We start from the raw sequence: 16,703 nt of genomic DNA, 5'->3' as shown, positions 1-16,703 counted from the left end.
GTTGTGACGTGGGAGTCTTCGTCAGTGAATGAGTCGGGGGAGAACGTGAAGCTGTCCGCGGGGAACTCCCGCCTCAAGGAGATCCGCAAGCTCGCGCGACGCGCGGTTCGCACGGAGCGGCGAGTCTTCCTGGCCGACGGTCCGAAAGCCGTCGAGGGGGCGCTCGGCACTGTGCTGGATTCTGGGGTGAGTTGCGTGCAGGAGATCTTCGCGACCGAAGCCGGAGCCGAGACGTACGCCTCGGTGCTGGGCGACCAACCGGTCACCCTCGTCGAGGACCGAGCGATGGCCGGCCTCTCCGACTCGGTCACTCCCGCCGGGGTGGTGGCACTGTGCCGGTTCCTCGACGTGCCCCTCACCGACATCGCGGGTCCGCTCGTGGTGATCTGTGCCGACGTACGCGATCCCGGCAATGCCGGCACCGTCATCCGCTGTGCCGACGCGGCTGGCGCGTCCGGGGTGATCCTGGCCGGCGACTCGGTCGACCTCTACAACCCCAAGACGATCCGGGCCTCGGTTGGCTCCGCCTTCCACCTCCCGGCCGCGATCGAGCGTGACCCGCTGGTCGCGGTCCAGGCAGCCAAGGCTGCCGGCCTTACGGTCCTGGCCGCCGACATGCACGGCACCGCCGACCTCTTCAACGCCGACGCGCTCCTGGCCCGGCCCACCGCCTGGCTGATGGGCAACGAGGCCTGGGGCCTCCCGCCCGAGCTCGCAGCCGAGGCCGACGAGATCGTGAGCATCCCGATCTTCGGCAGGGCCGAGTCGCTCAACCTCTCCACCGCCGCCGCCCTCTGCCTCTACGCCTCGGCGCGGGCGCAGCGCGGGTGAATGCTGACCGAGGTAACTCGGTGGACGTTGCTGGCCGAGGCGTCACTCGCGTCGACCGAGTGGGCATCGCGGTGACGCCTCGGCCGACGTATGTGACGCCTCGGCCGACTTATGTGACGCCTCGGCGGGGGCTTGACCTTCGTCTCACCTGAAGGACGATGGTTGCGGGATGGATGAGCCACTGTTGACGATCGGGGCGTTCGCCAGAGCCGTTGGCCTGACCGCGAGCGCATTGCGGCACTACGACGAGTGTGGGCTATTGGTGCCGGCGGAGGTGGACTCCGGGACGGGCTACCGCTACTACACACCCGAGCTCGCTGACCGGGCCCGGCTGATCGTGGGTATGCGCGAGGCCGGGGTGCCGATCGAGACGATGCGGGTGGTGCTCGACTCGCCGGCAGGTGAGGCCAGGGCAGCGCTGGCGGAGTTCCTCGAGGACCAGAGCGCACGCACGGCGCGGGCCGAGGAGGCCGTACGTGGCGTGCTGGCCGCCGTCGATGCCGGGCCTGCCGCCAGGCCGGCGCTCGTCGAGCTGCCCGGTCCCGTGCTGGCCGCGGCGATCCGGCAGGTGCGGCACGCGGCCGAGTCCGATCCGGCCTCCGAGCTCGCTTCTGTCCTCATCGACGTCGGGAGCACCGGCGTGGACGTGGTGGCGACCAACCGCTACTGGATGGCGGTGCGGGAGCTGCCGGCGGCGGCCGAGGGGGACGGTGGCCGGGCGGTCCTGTCCCTGCCCGACGCGGCCGCGCTGGCCGACCGGCTGGATGCGATCACCACCGCCGAGCTGCGCATCGCCGACGGCACCCTCACCCTCGCCGGGCAGGACCTGGGCCGGGACACCACCTACCCGGCGCACCGACTCGTGCTGGCCGGTCTGGAGCCGCCCGTCACCTGCGCGGTGCTCGCCAAGGCCGACCTGCTCGCGGGTCTCGACGCGGCCGCCTACGCCGAGGTCGACCTCTTCCTCGACGATCAGACGCGGCTCCGCTCGCCGCACACCGCCGAGCAGAGCGACGTACGTGGCGTGGTGACCGGCCCTCCGAGCCGGCTCCGACTGGGCACGGCCCTGTTCGGCCGCGCCCTGGCAGCGTGTCTGGGCGAAGAGATCCAGCTGGCGGTGACCGCGCCGGACCGGCCGGTGGTGGTGACCTCGCCCTACCAGCCTGGGTTCACCGCGCTGGTCATGCCGGTGCGGCACAACTCCGAAGGCTGAGTCCGTGGGAGTGGCCCAGAGTCGGGGTTTCCGCCCCTGGCTGGCAGCGTCGACCGCATCGGTCTTCGGCGACTCGGTGACCTTCTTCGCGATCGGCTGGGCGGCGGCGGGTTTCGGTGCCGACGCGGCCAGCCTGGTGCTGACGATCGAGGCCATCCCGCTGGCCGTGCTGGTGCTCGCCGGGGGAGTGCTGGCCGACCGGATCGGGATCCGGCGGACGATGGCCGCCTGCGATGCCGCGATGGTGCTGATCATGGCCGCGTTCGCGGTCGGCGCGATCGGTGGCGCGGGACTGTGGATGCTGGTCGCGGTCGGCGCCCTCTCGGGCACCATCCAGGCCCTGCGGCGGCCCGCTGAAGGAGTCTTCCCGCGGCTGTTCGGTGCGGATGACCTGGATCGACGGATGGCCCTGGTCGGCTCGGCCCACCAGATCGCCCGGGCCGCGGGTCCCGCGGCCGGCGGCTTCCTGATCGGTCACGGTGGCCTGCCGCTGACCGCCGGCCTGGACGCGGCCACGTACGCCGTCGTGCTCGTCGCGCTCCTCCTGGTCCGGCCACCGCACGAGCCGGCCCCCGAGCCCGCCCAGGGCTCGGTCTGGCACAGCCTGGCCGATGGTGCGCGGACGGCGGTGCGCACGCCAGGGGTCGTCCCGGTCCTGGTCGCCATCACGGGCCTCGCCGCGACGGTGCTCCCGCTGGTCATGCTCGCCCTGCCGCTCGCCGGCCGCGAACGCGGCTGGACGGCCGCCGAGACCGGTCTCGTCTCCGGCGCCTGGGTCGCCGGGGGACTGGTGATGACCCTCGCCGTCGCCCGCTGGGGCGCGCCGCGCGCACCGGTCGCGGTCGCCGGCCCGGCACTCGCGGCCGGCGGGGTGGTCCTGCTGGGGTTGCGTACGGAGATCTGGGCGGGGATCCTCGCGGTCGGCCTCGTCGGCGTCGGCACCACCATGCTGACCAGCTACCTCCTCCCGGCCTACGTCGCCCGCACCCCGCCCGAGATGCTCGCCCGGTTCTCGAGCCTGACCCAGCTGGCCCAGACGGGCCCGGTCCTGCTCGCGACACCACTGCTGGGTGTGGCGGCCGGGGTCGACGTACGGCTGGCTCTTGCCGTCATCGCCGCACTGCTCCTGGCCACCGTCCCGGCCGCCGCCCGGGTCGCCAGGCTGCCGCGCCCGATACCCCAGAGGGTCTGATACACGAAAGGTAAATCTGTTTCACTCGGGATGCGGGGTTCTCTCAGGGCGATGCGAAGGAGCACGGCATGACGAACGTGAGCAGACGACGACTGTTGGCCTCGGGCGGCGCGGCGGCGGCCGCGGGCGCGACCTTCCCGCTGTGGACGTGGTCGCCGAGCGCGTCGATCGCGGGCACGGGCGAGGGACTCGATCCCGAGTACGTCTGGGACGTCCGCGCGGACCCGGTCATCGAGCGTCTCTACGGCGAGGGCACCGACAAGGTCGCGGAGGTCAACGAGATCCTGAAGCGCTGGACCACCAACGACCAGCCGGTTCCCGACGGGCTGCCGGGATATCTGGCCGACTTCATCGAGGAGGCGCGCAGGCTCCCGACCTGGGCCGACCAGGGAAAGCTGCAGTTGGCCGGCACGTTCAACGAGGAGAGGTACGGCTTCTTCCTCGCGCTCCTCTACACCCTCGGCAGCGGTCTGATCAGCTGTGCCATCAAGCGCGAGGCATGGTCGGTCTACTACTCCTACGGCGGCGCGAACATGCGCGACCGGATCGCCAAGACGACCGTGCTCGGCTACGACGTGATGGATGCCCAGGGCTGGACCGCGTCCGGCCGGCTGATGGTCGACTCGGTCAAGACCCGGATGGTCCACGCCGCCGTACGCCACCTGCTGCCGCAGTCCCCCCACTGGCGAGGCGTCGGCGCCGGCCAGGAGATCCCGATCAGCCAGGCCGACATCCTGGTCACCTTCCACAGCCTCGGCACCTGGGTGATGAGGAAGTTCACCGAGTGGAAGATCGCGCCGAGCAAGGAGCTCGCCGACGCCTTCCTGCACGCCTGGAACGTCGACCTCCACCTCCTCGGCGTGCAGGAGCAGTATCTGCCGAAGGACTGGGCCGCCGCGTACGCGCAGTACGACCAGGTGATGGGGCCGGCGACGGGCGGCACCCAGGAGGGAGTCGAGCTCGCCCAGGCGCTGCTCGACGCGGTGATCGGCGAGGGCAACCCGCTGCTGCGCCACGAGCTGGAGTCGCTGGGCCGCTACGTGATCGGGGATGCGTACGCCGACATGATCGCCTTCGACAAGGACCCTGTGCTCGCCCCCGTCTGGGCGAGCACGGTGCCGCTGCTGGTCCGGTCCTACCAGAGCACCGTCCCCGACATCCCGCTCGTCTCCAACCTGCTCCCGGAGGCCGTGCACACCTTCATCAAGATCTACTTCTCGCCCGGCGATCCGGCGCCGATCACGCTCCCGCTGAGCAATCGTCCGGAGTAGCGGCCCGGCGTCGGTCTCCTCGGTCTAGGGTGTCGGCGTGGACGCCAGAGAACTCGCCGATGCCCTGCCCGACGGCGTCGTCGTCGCCGACGCGGGCGGCGCGGTCGTCCTGGTCTCCGCCCTGGCCGGGCGAATGCTCGGCGTCGACCCGGTCGAGAGCCTGGGGAAGCCGCTGGGTGACGTACTCACGCTGAGCAACACCGAAGGGCAGACCTGGGCCGAGGCCAACCGGCCCTACGACACCCTGCGGACCGTCACCGGCACCCCGGAGCAGGCCTGGCTGCTGCCCGACGGCACCGAGGTGCTGGTCGTCTCGACGATCCGGCGCCCGTCCCTGGGCGCCGACGTCGACCAGGTCTCGATCTCGCTGCGCTCGGGTCGAGGCCGCAAGCGCCTGGACCGGGAGCGGTCCGACCTGGTCGCCACCGTCGCCCATGAGCTGCGCTCGCCCCTGACCGGGGTCAAAGGGTTCGTCCAGGCGCTCCTGAACCGCTGGGACCGGCTCAACGACGATCAGAAGAAGCTGATGCTCAAGACCGTCGCGTCCGACTCGGACCGGCTCTCCAGGCTGATCGCGGAGCTCCTCGACGTGGCCCGGATCGACACCGGCCGGCTCCAGCTCTACCCGCGCCCCAGCGACGCGACGGTGCTGGTCACCCGGGTGGTCGAGTCGGTGCGCTCGGCGACGTCCAGGCCGATCGAGCTCGACATCTCGGCAGGTGAGGACGAGCTCGAGATCCACGCCGACCCGGACAAGTTCACCCAGGTCGTCACCAACCTCGTCGAGAACGCCGTACGCCACGGGGACGGTGTCGTCACCGTGAGCCTGGGTGTTCGGCCGGACGACCCCGACCAGGTCCTGCTGGTCGTCGAGGACCGTGGCGAGGGCATCCCCGCCGAGCTGCGCCAGCGGGTGTTCACGAAGTTCTGGAAGCACGGCGCCCGCGGCGGCTCGGGCTTGGGCCTCTACATCGTGGGCGGCCTCGCCCGGGCCCACAGCGGCTCGGTCATGATCGCCGATGCCGACGGCGGCGGGGCTCGCATCGAGGTCGCCTGGCCCCGGAATCCGCCGTCGGCGTGAGTTCCTACGGCCTCGAGCGGGCCAGCAGGAAGATGAAGTACGGCGCGCCGATGAGCGCCACGACGAGACCCGCGGGTATCTGGGCGGGGCTGATCGCGGTGCGGCCGATGGCGTCGGCGACGACGAGGAGCAACGCCCCGACCAGGATGGCGACCGGAACCACCCGCGCGCTGCGCCCGCCGACGAGAGCGCGGGCGATGTGCGGCGCGACCAGGCCGACGAAGCCGACGACACCGACGGCGGAGACCGCCATCGCGGTGAGCACCGCGGCGGTCAGCAGGATCAGCAGGCGCACGCGCTCCGAGGAGACCCCGACCAGCCGTGGCGTGTCGTCGTCCAGCGTGAGCAGGTCGAGCTCGCGACGCACCACGAAGGCGATCGGAACCGCGACGGCCAACGCCACCGCGACCGGGACGACCTGCTCCCAGCTGCGACCGTAGGTCGAGCCCGAGAGCCAGGTGTAGATCCGCGGTGTGTCCCACGGGTTGGAGCGCACCAGCAGGAAGGTGCTGAGCGAGACCGACCCGTACCAGACACCGATGCCGATGAGCACCAGCCGGTCGGTGTCGATGCCGTGCCGCCAGGCCAGGCTGTAGACCAGCCCGAAGGCGACCAGCGCCCCGACCGTCGCGGCCACGAGCATGGTGGACGTCGACGCTGCCGCCGAGCTGCCGCCGCTCCAGCCCGAGGAGAGGCCGGTGACCACGATGACCGCGCCCACGCCGGCGCCGCCGGTGATGCCCAGGATCCCGGGCTCGGCCAGCGGGTTGCGGCAGGTGGCCTGGACGAAGGTGCCGGCGAGCGCGAGGGCCCCACCGGCGAGGACGGCTGCGGCGACCCGGGGCGCACGCTCGTCGAGAGCGAACTGGACCAGCGGGATGCCCTCGCCCTGGATCCAGGCGACGATGTCGCCGGTGTAGAGCCACTGATGGCCGGCCAGCAGGCCGACGACGGTGGCCCCGACGGTCAGCGAGAGCAGCAGGACGAGCACCACCAGGAACCGCAGCCTGCTGCGGATGGTGACGGTGGCGCCGGGTGGACGGCGGGTGGGCCCGGAGTCACGCCCGCCACGGGCGAGGAGCACCATCACGACCGCACCGGCGATCGTCGTCGTCACTCCGGTGGGCACGGACATGGCCTCGTCCGCACCGAGCACCGCCCGGACGAGGACGTCCGCCACGACCACGACGAGGGCACCCACCAGACCGGCGGCCGGGATCAGGACGGCGTGCCGGTTCAGCGCCGGGACGAGCCGGCCGAGAAGGCGTACCAGGACCGGGGCGCAGAGCCCGACGAAGCCGATCGGCCCCGCCAGCGTCACCGCTGCCGAGGTGAGCAGCACCGCGAGCACGGTCCCGATCGCCCGCGTCGAACGGACGGGTACGCCGAGGACCGAGGCGGCGTCGTCGCCGGCCGAGAGCAGGTCGAGCCGGCGGGCGAGCAGCAGGCCGCAGACGGTCGCCACCACGACCACCGGTGCCACCTGCCAGAACGCCTGCAGCCCGAGCTGGCTCAGCGATCCGCTGCCCCAGGCGAACAGGCTCGTGGTCTCCTCGGAGTAGAGGATGAGCAGCGTCGAGGTAGCGGCCTGCAGCGCGAGCGCCACCGCCGAGCCGGCCAGGATCAGCCGTGTCGTCGACGTGCCCGCGCCACCTGCGAGCGCGAGCACGATCCCGGCGGCCACGAGGCCGCCGAGGAAGGCCGTGATGCCGGAGGCCCACAGCGGGACCGACAGCCCGAACGCGGCGACCAGGGTCACCGCGAAGTACGCGCCGCCGGTCACCGCCAGGGTGTCGGGGGCAGCCATCGCGTTGCGCGCGAGCGACTGCAGGAGCGCCCCGGCGACGCCGAGGGCGAAGCCGACCGCGATGCCCGCCGCGAGGCGGGGGATCCGCGACCCGGTGATGATCTCCATCGTCGACGCGGTCGCGCCGTGGGACTGCTCACGCCCGAGGAGCGCGTCGAGGAAGTCGGTGGGCCCTACACCCGAGGTGCCCTGGGTGAGGTGCCAGGAGGCGGTCAGCAGCAGCCCGGCGAGCAGGCACAGGAGGACGACAGAGGCGCCTCCGGCACCCGCTCGCGGGGCCTTGAGGGCATCGGTCACTTGAGCAGGTCGACGTACGCGTCCAGAACCTGCTCGGCCGAGCGGGGCCCACCGAAGGTCCAGATGCCCTCGGGGAATGCGTGGGTACGGCCCTCGCTGACGGCGGGGATCGACTTCCAGACCTTGTTCTTGGCCAGCTCGGCGTTGATGTCGCCGGCGGGGTCGACGGTGCCGGTGTGGAAGAAGGTGGCGTCGCCGAGGGTGGTCATGCCCTCGATGTCGGTCTGCCCGAGGCCGTACGCAGGGTCGACCTCGCCCGTCCAGGCGTTCTTCAGCCCGAGCTCCTCGCCGAGCTCACCGATCAGCGAGCCCTGGCCGAACGGGCGGATCGCCACGTTGGCGCCGTCGATCCAGCCGTCGAAGTAGACGAACTCGGTGCCCGCGGCGTCGGCCTCCTCGACCGCCTTCTTGGAGGCGGCGAGCTTGTCCTCGAACTCGCCGACGATCTTCTCGGCCTGCTCCTCGCGGCCGGTCGCCTCGGCGATCATCTCGAAGGTGGTCACCATGTTGGCGACCGGGTCCTTCGCGTCGGCGCCCTCGGTGGCGAGGACGGGGACGTCGTACTTGGCGAGCTGCTCGAGGATCTCGTCCTCGGCGGTGTAGGCCTCGACGACGATCAGGTCGGGGTTGGTGCCGAACAGCGTCTCCAGGTTCGGCTCGCCCCGGGTGCCGACCTCGGTGGCGCTCTCGGGGAGCTCCTCGGCGGTGTCCCAGGTGCGGAAGCCCTTGCCGTCGGCGACCGCCACCGGGTCCACGCACAGGCTGAGCAGGTCCTCGGTCTGCTGCCACTCCAGGACCGCGACCCGCTCGGCAGGCTTGTCGAGCTCGACCTTGTTGCCGAAGGAGTCGGTGAGGCTGACCGGGCCGCTGGAGGTCGCGACGCCCTCGCAGCCGGCGGAGGCCTTCTTCTCGGGCTCACCGGACTCGGCAGCGGTCGTCGTCTGTCCGCAGGCGGCCAGCATCAGGGCGCCGGCCGCTGTCAGGGCAGCAGTGGTCGTACGTCGAAACATCGTCTTTCCTCTTCGTGTCCGCCGGCGTCAGAGCCGGGCGTGATGCCTGCCGCGTGGCTCGACCCGGACGCGCCCGGTCTCCAGATCGGAGGTCACCTCGATCGGGAGCCCGTACACCTCGGAGAGGTGTTCGGCGGTGAGCACGTCAGCGGGTTCGCCGGCGGCGTGCACATCGCCGTGGTGCAGCAGTACGACCTGGTCCGCCACAGCGGCGGTCTGGTTCAGGTCGTGCAGGACGACGCCGATGGCCGTCCCGTGGTGGTCCGCGAGATCGCGGACCAGGTCAAGGATCTCGACCTGGTAGCGCAGGTCGAGATGGTTGGTGGGCTCGTCGAGGAGCAGTACGCCGGTGTCCTGAGCCAGGCAGCTGGCCAGCCAGACGCGCTGCAGCTCGCCACCGGAGAGCTGGTCGACCGCCCGGTCCGCCATCGTGGCGGTCCCGGTGAGCTCCATGGCCCGGTCGATGCCCTCCAGGTCCTCCTCGGTCAGGGCGGCGAACCGCCGGCGGTGGGGGTGGCGCCCGAATCCGACGACGTCGCGAACGGTGAGGCCGGAGGGGTGCGGACGGGATTGGGAGAGCAGCGTGACCTTGCGTGCGAACGCGCGGGCGTTCAGCGGTGCGCTGTCGGCACCCTCGAGCTGGACCGACCCGGAGGTCACCCGGTGCAGCCGGGCCAGGGACCGCAGCACGGTCGACTTGCCCGAGCCGTTCGGCCCGATGAGCGCGGTCACCCGACCCGACTCGAGACCGATCGAGACGCCATGGACCACGGTGGTGCGGGCATAGCCGAGCACGAGGTCATGACCAGAAAGGGCGGGGGGCATGAGGTGAGGCTAGCCTAACTATCCTCCGGGTTGTAGAGGGGGACCGGTTACCGGTTCGCGCGAGGGGCTGGGAGATTCCTAGACTGTCGCTCACACACTCGATGCGACGAAAGCCAGTGATGTCCGGTCCCAACACCGACTATGACCCGGTAGAGGTCACCCCCTTGAAGGCTGAGGAGGTCGAGGCCGCGCGCGCCGCCGCGCTCAAGGCCATCGACGCCGCGACCAGTCTCGAGGAGCTCAAGCAGGCACGGCTCGACCACGCCGGCGACCGTTCGCCGCTGGCCTTGGCCAACCGTGAGATCGGCGCGCTGCCGCCGGCGGCGCGCAAGGACGCCGGCCAGCGCGTCGGCAAGGCGCGCGGCGCGGTCAACCAGGCGCTCGAGGCGCGACAGAAGGTGCTCGAGGCCGAGCACGAGGCGCGGATGCTGGTCGAGGAGACCGTCGACGTGACGCTCCCGACCGACCGGCTCCCCGCTGGTGGGCGGCACCCGCTCACCACCGGCGCCGAGTACATCGCCGACATCTTCGTGGCGATGGGCTGGGAGGTCGCCGAGGGCCCGCTCATCGAGGCGGAGTGGCTCAACTTCGACGCCCTCAACCTGGGCCCGGACCACCCGGCACGCACCATGCAGGACACCTTCTGGACCGAGCCGGCCGAGAACCACGTCGTTCTCCGGACCCACACCAGCCCGGTCCAGGCGCGCACCATGCTGACCCGCGAGGCGCCGATCTACGTGGTCTGCCCGGGACGCGTCTTCCGCACCGACGAGTACGACGCGACCCACTCGCCGATGTTCCACCAGGTCGAGGGCCTCGCCATCGACGAGGGCATCTCGATGGCCAACCTGAAGGGCACCCTGGACCACTTCGCCACGCAGATGTTCGGCGAGGGCATCGTGACCCGGTTCCGGCCGTCGTACTTCCCCTTCACCGAGCCCTCGGCGGAGGTCGACCTGACCTGCTTCGTCTGCCGTGGCGCGCAGGTCGTCGACGCCGGAGACGGTCAGCTCGTCACCTGCCGCACCTGCAAGGGCGAGGGCTGGATCGAGTGGGGCGGCTGCGGGATCGTGAACCCGCGCGTCCTGGTCGCGTGCGGTGTCGACCCGGAGAAGTACACCGGCTTCGCGTTCGGCATGGGCATCGACCGCACCCTGATGTTCCGCACCGGCCTGTCCGACCTGCGCACCCTCTTCGAGGGTGACGTCCGGCTTACTACTGCATTCGGGAGTGAACTGTGAAGGCCCCCCTCTCCTGGATCAAGGAGTACGTCGACCTGCCCGCCGAGCTCGGCATCGAGGAGATCACCGACCGGCTGACCATGCTCGGCCTCAAGCTGGAGGCGATCGAGACCTCCGGTGCCGGCATCGAGGGCCCGCTCGTGGTGGGCCAGGTGCTCACCCAGGAGCCCGAGCCGCAGAAGAACGGCAAGACGATCAACTGGTGCACCGTCGACGTCGGTGACGCCAACGGCACCGGAGAGCCGCAGGGAATCGTCTGCGGCGCGCACAACTTCAAGCCGGGCGACAAGGTCGTGGTGATCCTGCCCGGTGGCGTGCTTCCGGGGAACTTCGAGATCTCGGCGCGCAAGACGTACGGCCACATGTCGGCCGGAATGATCTGTTCCGCGCGCGAGCTCGGGCTGGGGGAGGAGGCCGACGGCATCATCGTGCTGCCCGCCGACGCTCCCGCGCCCGGGACCGACGCGCGTGAGGTGCTCGGGCTCGGCGAGGAGATCATCGAGTTCGAGATCAACCCGGACCGTGCCTACGCCCTGTCGATGCGCGGCATCGCGCGGGATGCCGCTTTGGGCTTCGACGTAGCCTTCCACGACCCGGCGCAGGTCGACTACCCCGTCGCTGACGGGTCGGGCTACCCGGTCCGGCTCGAGGACGACGGCTGCGACTACTTCGTCACCCGCGTGATCACCGGGTTCGACCCGGCCGCGCCGACGCCGGAGTTCATCAAGAAGCGCCTCGAGGCCACCGGCGTACGCTCGATCTCGCTGGCCGTCGACGTCTCCAACTACGTGATGATGGAGCTCGGCCAGCCGACGCACTGCTACGACCGGGCCAAGCTGTCCGGCGACATCGTGGTGCGGCGGGCGAGCGAGGGTGAGAAGATCACCACGCTCGACGACGTGGTCCGGGTGCTCTCCGAGGAGGACCTGCTGATCACCGACGACTCCGGTCCGATCGGCATCGCCGGTGTCATGGGCGGCGCGTCCACCGAGATCTCGGAGTCGACCACGGACATCGTCGTCGAGGCCGCGCACTTCGACCCGACCACCGTCTTCCGCTCCCAGAAGCGGCACAAGCTCCCCTCGGAGGCGTCCAAGCGCTTCGAACGCGGCGTCGACCCGCTGCTGCCGCCCGCCGCGGCCCAGCGGGTCGTCGAGCTGCTCGTCGAGCACGGTGGCGGCCAGGCCGTCGGTGTCTCCGAGGTCGGGCCGGGTGCCTCCCTCGAGACGCGCGAGCCGTTCCGGACGATCACGATCCCGGTCGACCTGCCGGCCCGGATCATCGGGCTCGACATCGACGAGGCGACGGTGGTGAAGTCGCTCGAGCTGATCGGGGCACGGGTCGCCGTGTCAGGTGACTCGCTGCGCGCGACCATCCCGAGCTACCGGGTCGACCTCACCGACCCCTACGACCTCGTCGAGGAGGTCGCCCGCATCGTCGGCTACGACAAGGTACCCTCGGTGCTGCCGCGCCGGGCGACCGGTGGTGGTCTGACCCGCGCGCAGCAGCTGCGCCGCCGGATCGGGCGTGCCCTGGCCGGCGCCGGGCTGGTCGAGGTCGTCGACTTCCCGTTCGTGGGCGAGGCCGACTTCGATCGCCTCGGGCTGCCCGCCGACGACGTGCTGCGGCACACCGTCAAGCTGGCCAACCCGCTCAGCAGCGAGGAGCCGGGCTACACCACGACCCTGCTTCCCGGGTTGCTGAAGGTGGCTGCCCGCAACGTCTCCCGAGGTCAGGACGGGGTCTCCCTCTTCGAGACCGCGACCGTCGCCTTCCCGGTCGACCAGGCCGCGCCGATCTACGGCGTCGACCGGCGCCCGACCGAGGAGGAGCTCGAGAAGCTGCTCGCCGCCATCCCGCGCCAGCCGCTGCATCTCGCCGTCGTGCTCGCCGGGGAGCGTACGCGGGGCGGCTGGTGGGGCGCCGCCGAGACGGCATCGTGGGCCGACGCCATCGACGTCGTACGCCGCCTGGGCACCGAGCTCGGAGTCCCGGTCGAGGTCGCCTCGGCCTCCAGGGCGCCGTGGCACCCGGGTCGCTGCGCTGTCGTCTCCATCGACGGTGTCGAGTTCGGCCACGCCGGCGAGCTGCACCCCAACGTGTGCAAGGGGTTCGGGCTGCCGGCCCGCTCGGCAGCGGTCGAGATCGACCTCGACTTCCTGATCTCGAAGGTGCCCGCCACCGCCGTAGGCCCGGTCTTCTCGACCATGCCGATCGCGAAGGAGGACGTCGCGCTCACCGTGTCGGTCGACGTCACCGTTGCCGCCGTCGAGGCGGCGCTGCGTGAGGGTGCCGGCGAGCTGCTGGAGACAGTGCGGCTCTTCGACGTCTACGAGGGCGACCAGGTCGGCGAGGGCAAGAAGTCGCTCGCCTTCGCGCTGCGCTTCCGCGCTCCCGACCGCACCCTGAAGGCCGAGGAGACCGCGGCCGCACGCGACGCGGCGGTCGCGAGAGCCGCCGAGCTCACCGGAGCCGTCCAGCGCTGAGGATCTGACCAGGATCTGACCAGAACGGGGAGGGTCGCTCGCGATGCGAGCGGCCCTCCCCGGCTGTGTACGGCCGTTATCCTCGCCCGCGGATGCCCAGCTCGCGGGCGAGGGGCTCGGCGAGCTGGGGTGCGTACTGGCGCGACATGTGGGTGCCGTCGTAGTGGGTGATGGTGTCGCCGACGACGGCGGGGCAGGACCCGTCCCAGCAGAAGTAGGAGCTCATGTCGGCGACGTCGACGCCGACCTCCTCGGCCGCCCGCACCTGCACATCGATCGACCGCTCCCGCGACTCGACCGCGCCCATCAGGCAGTCACCCAGGGTGGCGCCCGGCCGGGAGAGGCAGGTGCCGGCGTTGGCGTCGAAGCCCTGGATGTCGCGGATCAGCACCGTACGCTTCGTGTGCTTGTCCACGCGGCGCAGGAAGTCGGCGTAGGCCGGATGCATGAGCTCGTCGATCTTGCGGCTCTCACCGACCCAGTCGCCGTCCTCGTCGAAGACGCCCTGGATCGGCGGAGCGGTGGAGACGACGGTCAGGTCGGGGTCGAGGAGGCGGTACTGCTTGAAGGCCCAGCGGTTGAAGTCGTCGCACTCGGTGTAGGGGTCCTTCTCGCCGCCGCGGTCGGTGGTGATCGAGGCCGAGACGCAGCGGTTCTTGACCAGGAAGTAGGTCCGGAAGCCGTGCTTCTTCGCGATGTCGTTCAGCGTCGGGACCCAGTGCAGGGCGTGGGAGTTCCCGAAGACCACCATCGTCTTCTCCCCGTCGGGGTCGCCGTCGACGCACAGGTCGCGCTCGGAGTCGTCGGTGTAGTCGCACCTGGTCCGGCTCGGCTTGAGGGAGTCGAGCTCGGTGAGCGCCGGACGCAGCTCGGTCGGGACCGGAGTGTCCTCGCGCGCCGCGAGCACCGAGGCGCGCACCAGGGCCTCCTGCTCGTCCAGCGACGGATCGGCCGCGGGTGCGTCGGCCAAGGTGATCGCCGGCTGGAAGCCGCCGCGGGTGGCCTCGTAGTCGGCGTAGACGGTGCCACCGAACGCGATGGCCGCCACGAGCGCGATGCTGACCGGGTAGAAGGTCAGCGCGCGCCGGGTCGGCCGCCACAGCGCGCCCTCACGGAACGGCGCCTCGACGAGCCGGAAGGAGGCGTACGCCAGCACGAACGCGCCCGCGACCGCCAGGCCGCGCTCGGGCCAGGTGAGCTCACGCTGGAGGACGATCTCGGGCAGCACCAGGAGCGGCCAGTGCCACAGGTAGAGCGAGAAGGACCAGTCGCCGATCGCCCGCATCGGCGCCACCGACAGCAGCCGGGCACCGATCGTCGTCTCGCCCGCGGGAAGGGCGCCGGCGAGGATGACGGCCGCGGAGCCGAGCACCGGGAGCGCGGCGTGATAGCCGGGGAACGGGGTTGACTCGTCGTAGGCCAGGCAGGCGAGGACGATGGCGGCCAGGCCGCCTAGGACGAGGACCTCACGGGCCAGGGGCGCGCCGCCGAGACGCTGCATCACCCGGCCGCTGGTGACCAGGATCGCCAGCGCAGCGCCGATCCCGAGCTCCCAGGCGCGGGTGAGCGAGGAGAAGTACGCCGCGGTGGCCTCCCCGGGCGTGTGCACGAGCGACCAGGCGAAGCTGGCGAGGGTGATCAGCGCGATCGCGGCGAGGAGGAACCGGCGAGCCCGTGCCGAACCCTGCTGGACGTCACGCTCGCCGCCGCTTCGGGAGGCGCCGATCCTGCTCGCCAGGACGATGCAGATCAGCGCGACGAGCGGCCAGACCAGGTAGAACTGCTCCTCGACCGCCAGCGACCAGAAGTGCTGGACCGGAGAGGGCGGCAGCTCGGCCTGGAAGTAGTCCGTCCCGGCGATGGCCATCCGGATGTTGGCGGCGAACGCCGAGGCCCAGACCGCATCGACGGCGAGCGGGGCGACCTGCGCCGGACCCAGGAGCACCACCGCGGCGACCACGGTCGCCGCGAGGGTGAGGGTGGCGGCCGGGAGGATGCGCCGGGCCCGGCGCGCGTAGAAGCGTCTCAGCGATATCCGGCCCGTGCGGCCGAGCTCTCCGACGAGCTGCTGGGTGATCAGGAAGCCCGAGATGACGAAGAAGACGTCGACGCCGACGAACCCGCCGGCGAACCAGGAGACTCCCGCGTGGGCGGCTAGGACAGTGAGGATGGCGACGGCGCGTAGCCCCTGAACGTCGCCACGTAGCCGTTTCGCCGGCGCGGAGGCAGGCTCGTTCGAAACGGTCGTGCTGGGGGTGAGGTGGGGGACCTGGAGGTCGTGAGACATAGGCGGGTGAGGTTACCGAGTTCACCCCCTGGATTCCCAGATGTGGCCCGTAGGCCATGTCTCAGCCCGCGCTGCCCACCTCGAGGTGGCTCAGGACGGTGCGGACGTCCTCGCTCGTGGTCTGCCACGACGTCACGAACCGGACCTGGCCGCCGAGCCGGTAGAAGAGCACCCCGGCCGCCTCCAGGCGGTCGGCCGTCTCCTCGGGGAGATCCACCCAGGCGAGGTTGGCGTCGACGGAGTTGGTGATGCGTACGCCTGCCTTCCGCAGGCCGGCAGCGAGCTCGGCCATCCGCTCGTTGGCGTTGCGGGCGTTGTCGAGCCAGAGGTCGTCGGTGAGGTAGGCCAGCAGCTGGGCCGACTGGTAGCGCATCTTCGAGGTGACGTGGCCGCTGCGCTTGGTGCGGTAGACGAGCTCGTCGGCGGGAGCGTCGCTGAAGCAGACGATCGCCTCGGCCGAGAGGGCGCCGTTCTTGGTGGCTCCCAGGGAGAGTACGTCGACGCCCGCCCGCCAGGTGAGGTCCGCCGGCGCGGCGCCGGTGGCCACGACGGCGTTCGCGAACCGGGCGCCGTCCAGGTGCACCCGCAGGTCGCGGGTCTTGGCGATCCCGGTGAGCTCGGAGATCTCGGCGACGGAGTAGACCGTGCCGTGGTCGGACGGTGAGGTCAGCGAGAGGACGGTCGGCTGGGAGTGGTGCGGGTCGCCCCAACGTACGCCGTCCAGGTGGGCCTGCAGGGCCTCCGGCGCCATCTTGTAGCCCTCGCCGGCGAGGCCCGTCATCACCGCGCCGCCGCTGAGGTAGGACGTGGCGCCGCCCTCGCTGCTCAGGATGTGCGCGGTCTCGTGGCAGACCACCGAGCCCCAGGGCGGGGTCAGCGCGGAGAGCGAGAGCGCGTTGGCGGCGGTACCGCTCAGCACCGGGAAGACGCGCGCCGTCGGGTGCTCGAAGACCTCGCGGACACGAGCCTCGAGCGCGGCGGTGACCTCGTCACCTCCATAGGCGAGCGCGGAGCCGGAGTTGACGGCGGCCATCGCCTCCAGGATCGCGGGGGAGACGGAGGCGGCGTTGTCAGAGCGCAGTTCGACGGTCACGGACCCATTCTGGCGACCGCCTGGTCGGCTCGGTCAGCGGGACGCGGGGTAACACGTTGTTCGTAGGAC

General features: G+C 71.3%; 12 protein-coding genes. 7 read left to right on the top strand and 5 right to left on the bottom strand.

The window, feature by feature from the left end:
- Positions 1 to 24 precede the first annotated feature (24 nt).
- The 5 genes from ACFWQC_RS20900 (at position 25) to ACFWQC_RS20880 (ending at position 5,588) form a co-directional block, all read left to right on the top strand.
- Positions 25 to 831 carry a TrmH family RNA methyltransferase gene (locus ACFWQC_RS20900; protein WP_378682297.1) on the top strand — a complete coding sequence of 269 codons (807 nt, stop codon included), beginning with the start codon at positions 25 to 27 and terminating at the stop codon, positions 829 to 831.
- Positions 832 to 1,000: 169 nt separating this feature from the next.
- A complete protein-coding gene (locus ACFWQC_RS20895; RefSeq protein ID WP_378682294.1) occupies positions 1,001 to 2,044 on the top strand; it encodes a MerR family transcriptional regulator in 1,044 nt (347 codons plus the stop codon).
- Between the two features lie 4 nt (positions 2,045 to 2,048).
- Positions 2,049 to 3,236: an MFS transporter gene (locus tag ACFWQC_RS20890; RefSeq protein ID WP_378682291.1), complete on the top strand. Its 1,188-nt coding sequence runs from the start codon at positions 2,049 to 2,051 to the stop codon at positions 3,234 to 3,236.
- Positions 3,237 to 3,304: 68 nt separating this feature from the next.
- A complete protein-coding gene (locus ACFWQC_RS20885) occupies positions 3,305 to 4,507 on the top strand; it encodes an oxygenase MpaB family protein (RefSeq protein ID WP_378682288.1) in 1,203 nt (400 codons plus the stop codon).
- 37 nt (positions 4,508 to 4,544) lie between these two features.
- Positions 4,545 to 5,588, top strand: coding sequence for an ATP-binding protein (locus tag ACFWQC_RS20880; protein WP_378682285.1), 1,044 nt, complete (start codon positions 4,545 to 4,547; stop codon positions 5,586 to 5,588).
- 4 nt (positions 5,589 to 5,592) lie between these two features.
- Here ACFWQC_RS20880 and ACFWQC_RS20875 read toward each other — a convergent pair whose 3' ends face one another.
- The 3 genes from ACFWQC_RS20875 to ACFWQC_RS20865 are packed head-to-tail and all read right to left on the bottom strand — an operon-like array spanning position 5,593 to position 9,527.
- A complete protein-coding gene (locus ACFWQC_RS20875) occupies positions 5,593 to 7,692 on the bottom strand; it encodes an iron ABC transporter permease (protein WP_378682282.1) in 2,100 nt (699 codons plus the stop codon).
- The gene (locus ACFWQC_RS20870; protein WP_378682279.1) at positions 7,689 to 8,702 is read right to left on the bottom strand and encodes an iron-siderophore ABC transporter substrate-binding protein; all 1,014 of its coding nucleotides are present in this window, start codon (positions 8,700 to 8,702) and stop codon (positions 7,689 to 7,691) included. The genes ACFWQC_RS20875 and ACFWQC_RS20870 overlap by 4 nt, the downstream gene beginning before the upstream one ends.
- A 27-nt stretch (positions 8,703 to 8,729) precedes the next feature.
- Positions 8,730 to 9,527 (bottom strand): ABC transporter ATP-binding protein, encoded by a 798-nt coding sequence (locus ACFWQC_RS20865; RefSeq protein ID WP_378682276.1) that lies wholly within the window; start codon positions 9,525 to 9,527, stop codon positions 8,730 to 8,732.
- A gap of 119 nt (positions 9,528 to 9,646) precedes the next feature.
- Here ACFWQC_RS20865 and pheS point away from each other — a divergent pair, with 119 nt between their 5' ends.
- Together pheS and pheT are read left to right on the top strand one after the other, a co-directional pair.
- On the top strand, positions 9,647 to 10,768 hold the full coding sequence (pheS, locus tag ACFWQC_RS20860; RefSeq protein ID WP_378682274.1) for a phenylalanine--tRNA ligase subunit alpha: 1,122 nt from the start codon (positions 9,647 to 9,649) through the stop codon (positions 10,766 to 10,768).
- On the top strand, positions 10,765 to 13,254 hold the full coding sequence (gene pheT, locus ACFWQC_RS20855; RefSeq protein ID WP_378682271.1) for a phenylalanine--tRNA ligase subunit beta: 2,490 nt from the start codon (positions 10,765 to 10,767) through the stop codon (positions 13,252 to 13,254). Before pheS ends, pheT begins: the two co-directional genes overlap by 4 nt.
- Before the next feature lie 76 nt (positions 13,255 to 13,330).
- On the opposite strand, the gene ACFWQC_RS20850 is transcribed toward pheT, so the two are convergent.
- Together ACFWQC_RS20850 and ACFWQC_RS20845 are read right to left on the bottom strand one after the other, a co-directional pair.
- A complete protein-coding gene (locus ACFWQC_RS20850; RefSeq protein WP_378682268.1) occupies positions 13,331 to 15,541 on the bottom strand; it encodes an acyltransferase family protein in 2,211 nt (736 codons plus the stop codon).
- Positions 15,542 to 15,602: 61 nt separating this feature from the next.
- Positions 15,603 to 16,634: a threonine aldolase family protein gene (locus ACFWQC_RS20845; RefSeq protein WP_378682265.1), complete on the bottom strand. Its 1,032-nt coding sequence runs from the start codon at positions 16,632 to 16,634 to the stop codon at positions 15,603 to 15,605.
- Between the last annotated feature and the right edge of the window lie 69 nt (positions 16,635 to 16,703).

Source organism: Nocardioides sp. NPDC058538 (genome assembly GCF_042719275.1).
In the GTDB taxonomy this organism is placed as follows: Bacteria; Actinomycetota; Actinomycetes; order Propionibacteriales; family Nocardioidaceae; genus Nocardioides.
Note: the sequence above shows the minus strand (reverse complement) of the source record. Positions and strands in the feature narration are given on the sequence as shown.

What these genes read in the sequence shown, in the direction of transcription:
- ACFWQC_RS20895 (WP_378682294.1), top strand. Translation starts at nt 1,001, where the DNA reads ATGGATGAGCCACTGTTGACGATCGGGGCGTTCGCCAGAGCCGTTGGC.
- ACFWQC_RS20885 (WP_378682288.1), top strand. Translation starts at nt 3,305, where the DNA reads ATGACGAACGTGAGCAGACGACGACTGTTGGCCTCGGGCGGCGCGGCG.
- ACFWQC_RS20870 (WP_378682279.1), bottom strand. Translation starts at nt 8,702, where the DNA reads ATGTTTCGACGTACGACCACTGCTGCCCTGACAGCGGCCGGCGCCCTG.
- ACFWQC_RS20865 (WP_378682276.1), bottom strand. Translation starts at nt 9,527, where the DNA reads ATGCCCCCCGCCCTTTCTGGTCATGACCTCGTGCTCGGCTATGCCCGC.
- pheS (WP_378682274.1), top strand. Translation starts at nt 9,647, where the DNA reads ATGTCCGGTCCCAACACCGACTATGACCCGGTAGAGGTCACCCCCTTG.
- ACFWQC_RS20850 (WP_378682268.1), bottom strand. Translation starts at nt 15,541, where the DNA reads ATGTCTCACGACCTCCAGGTCCCCCACCTCACCCCCAGCACGACCGTT.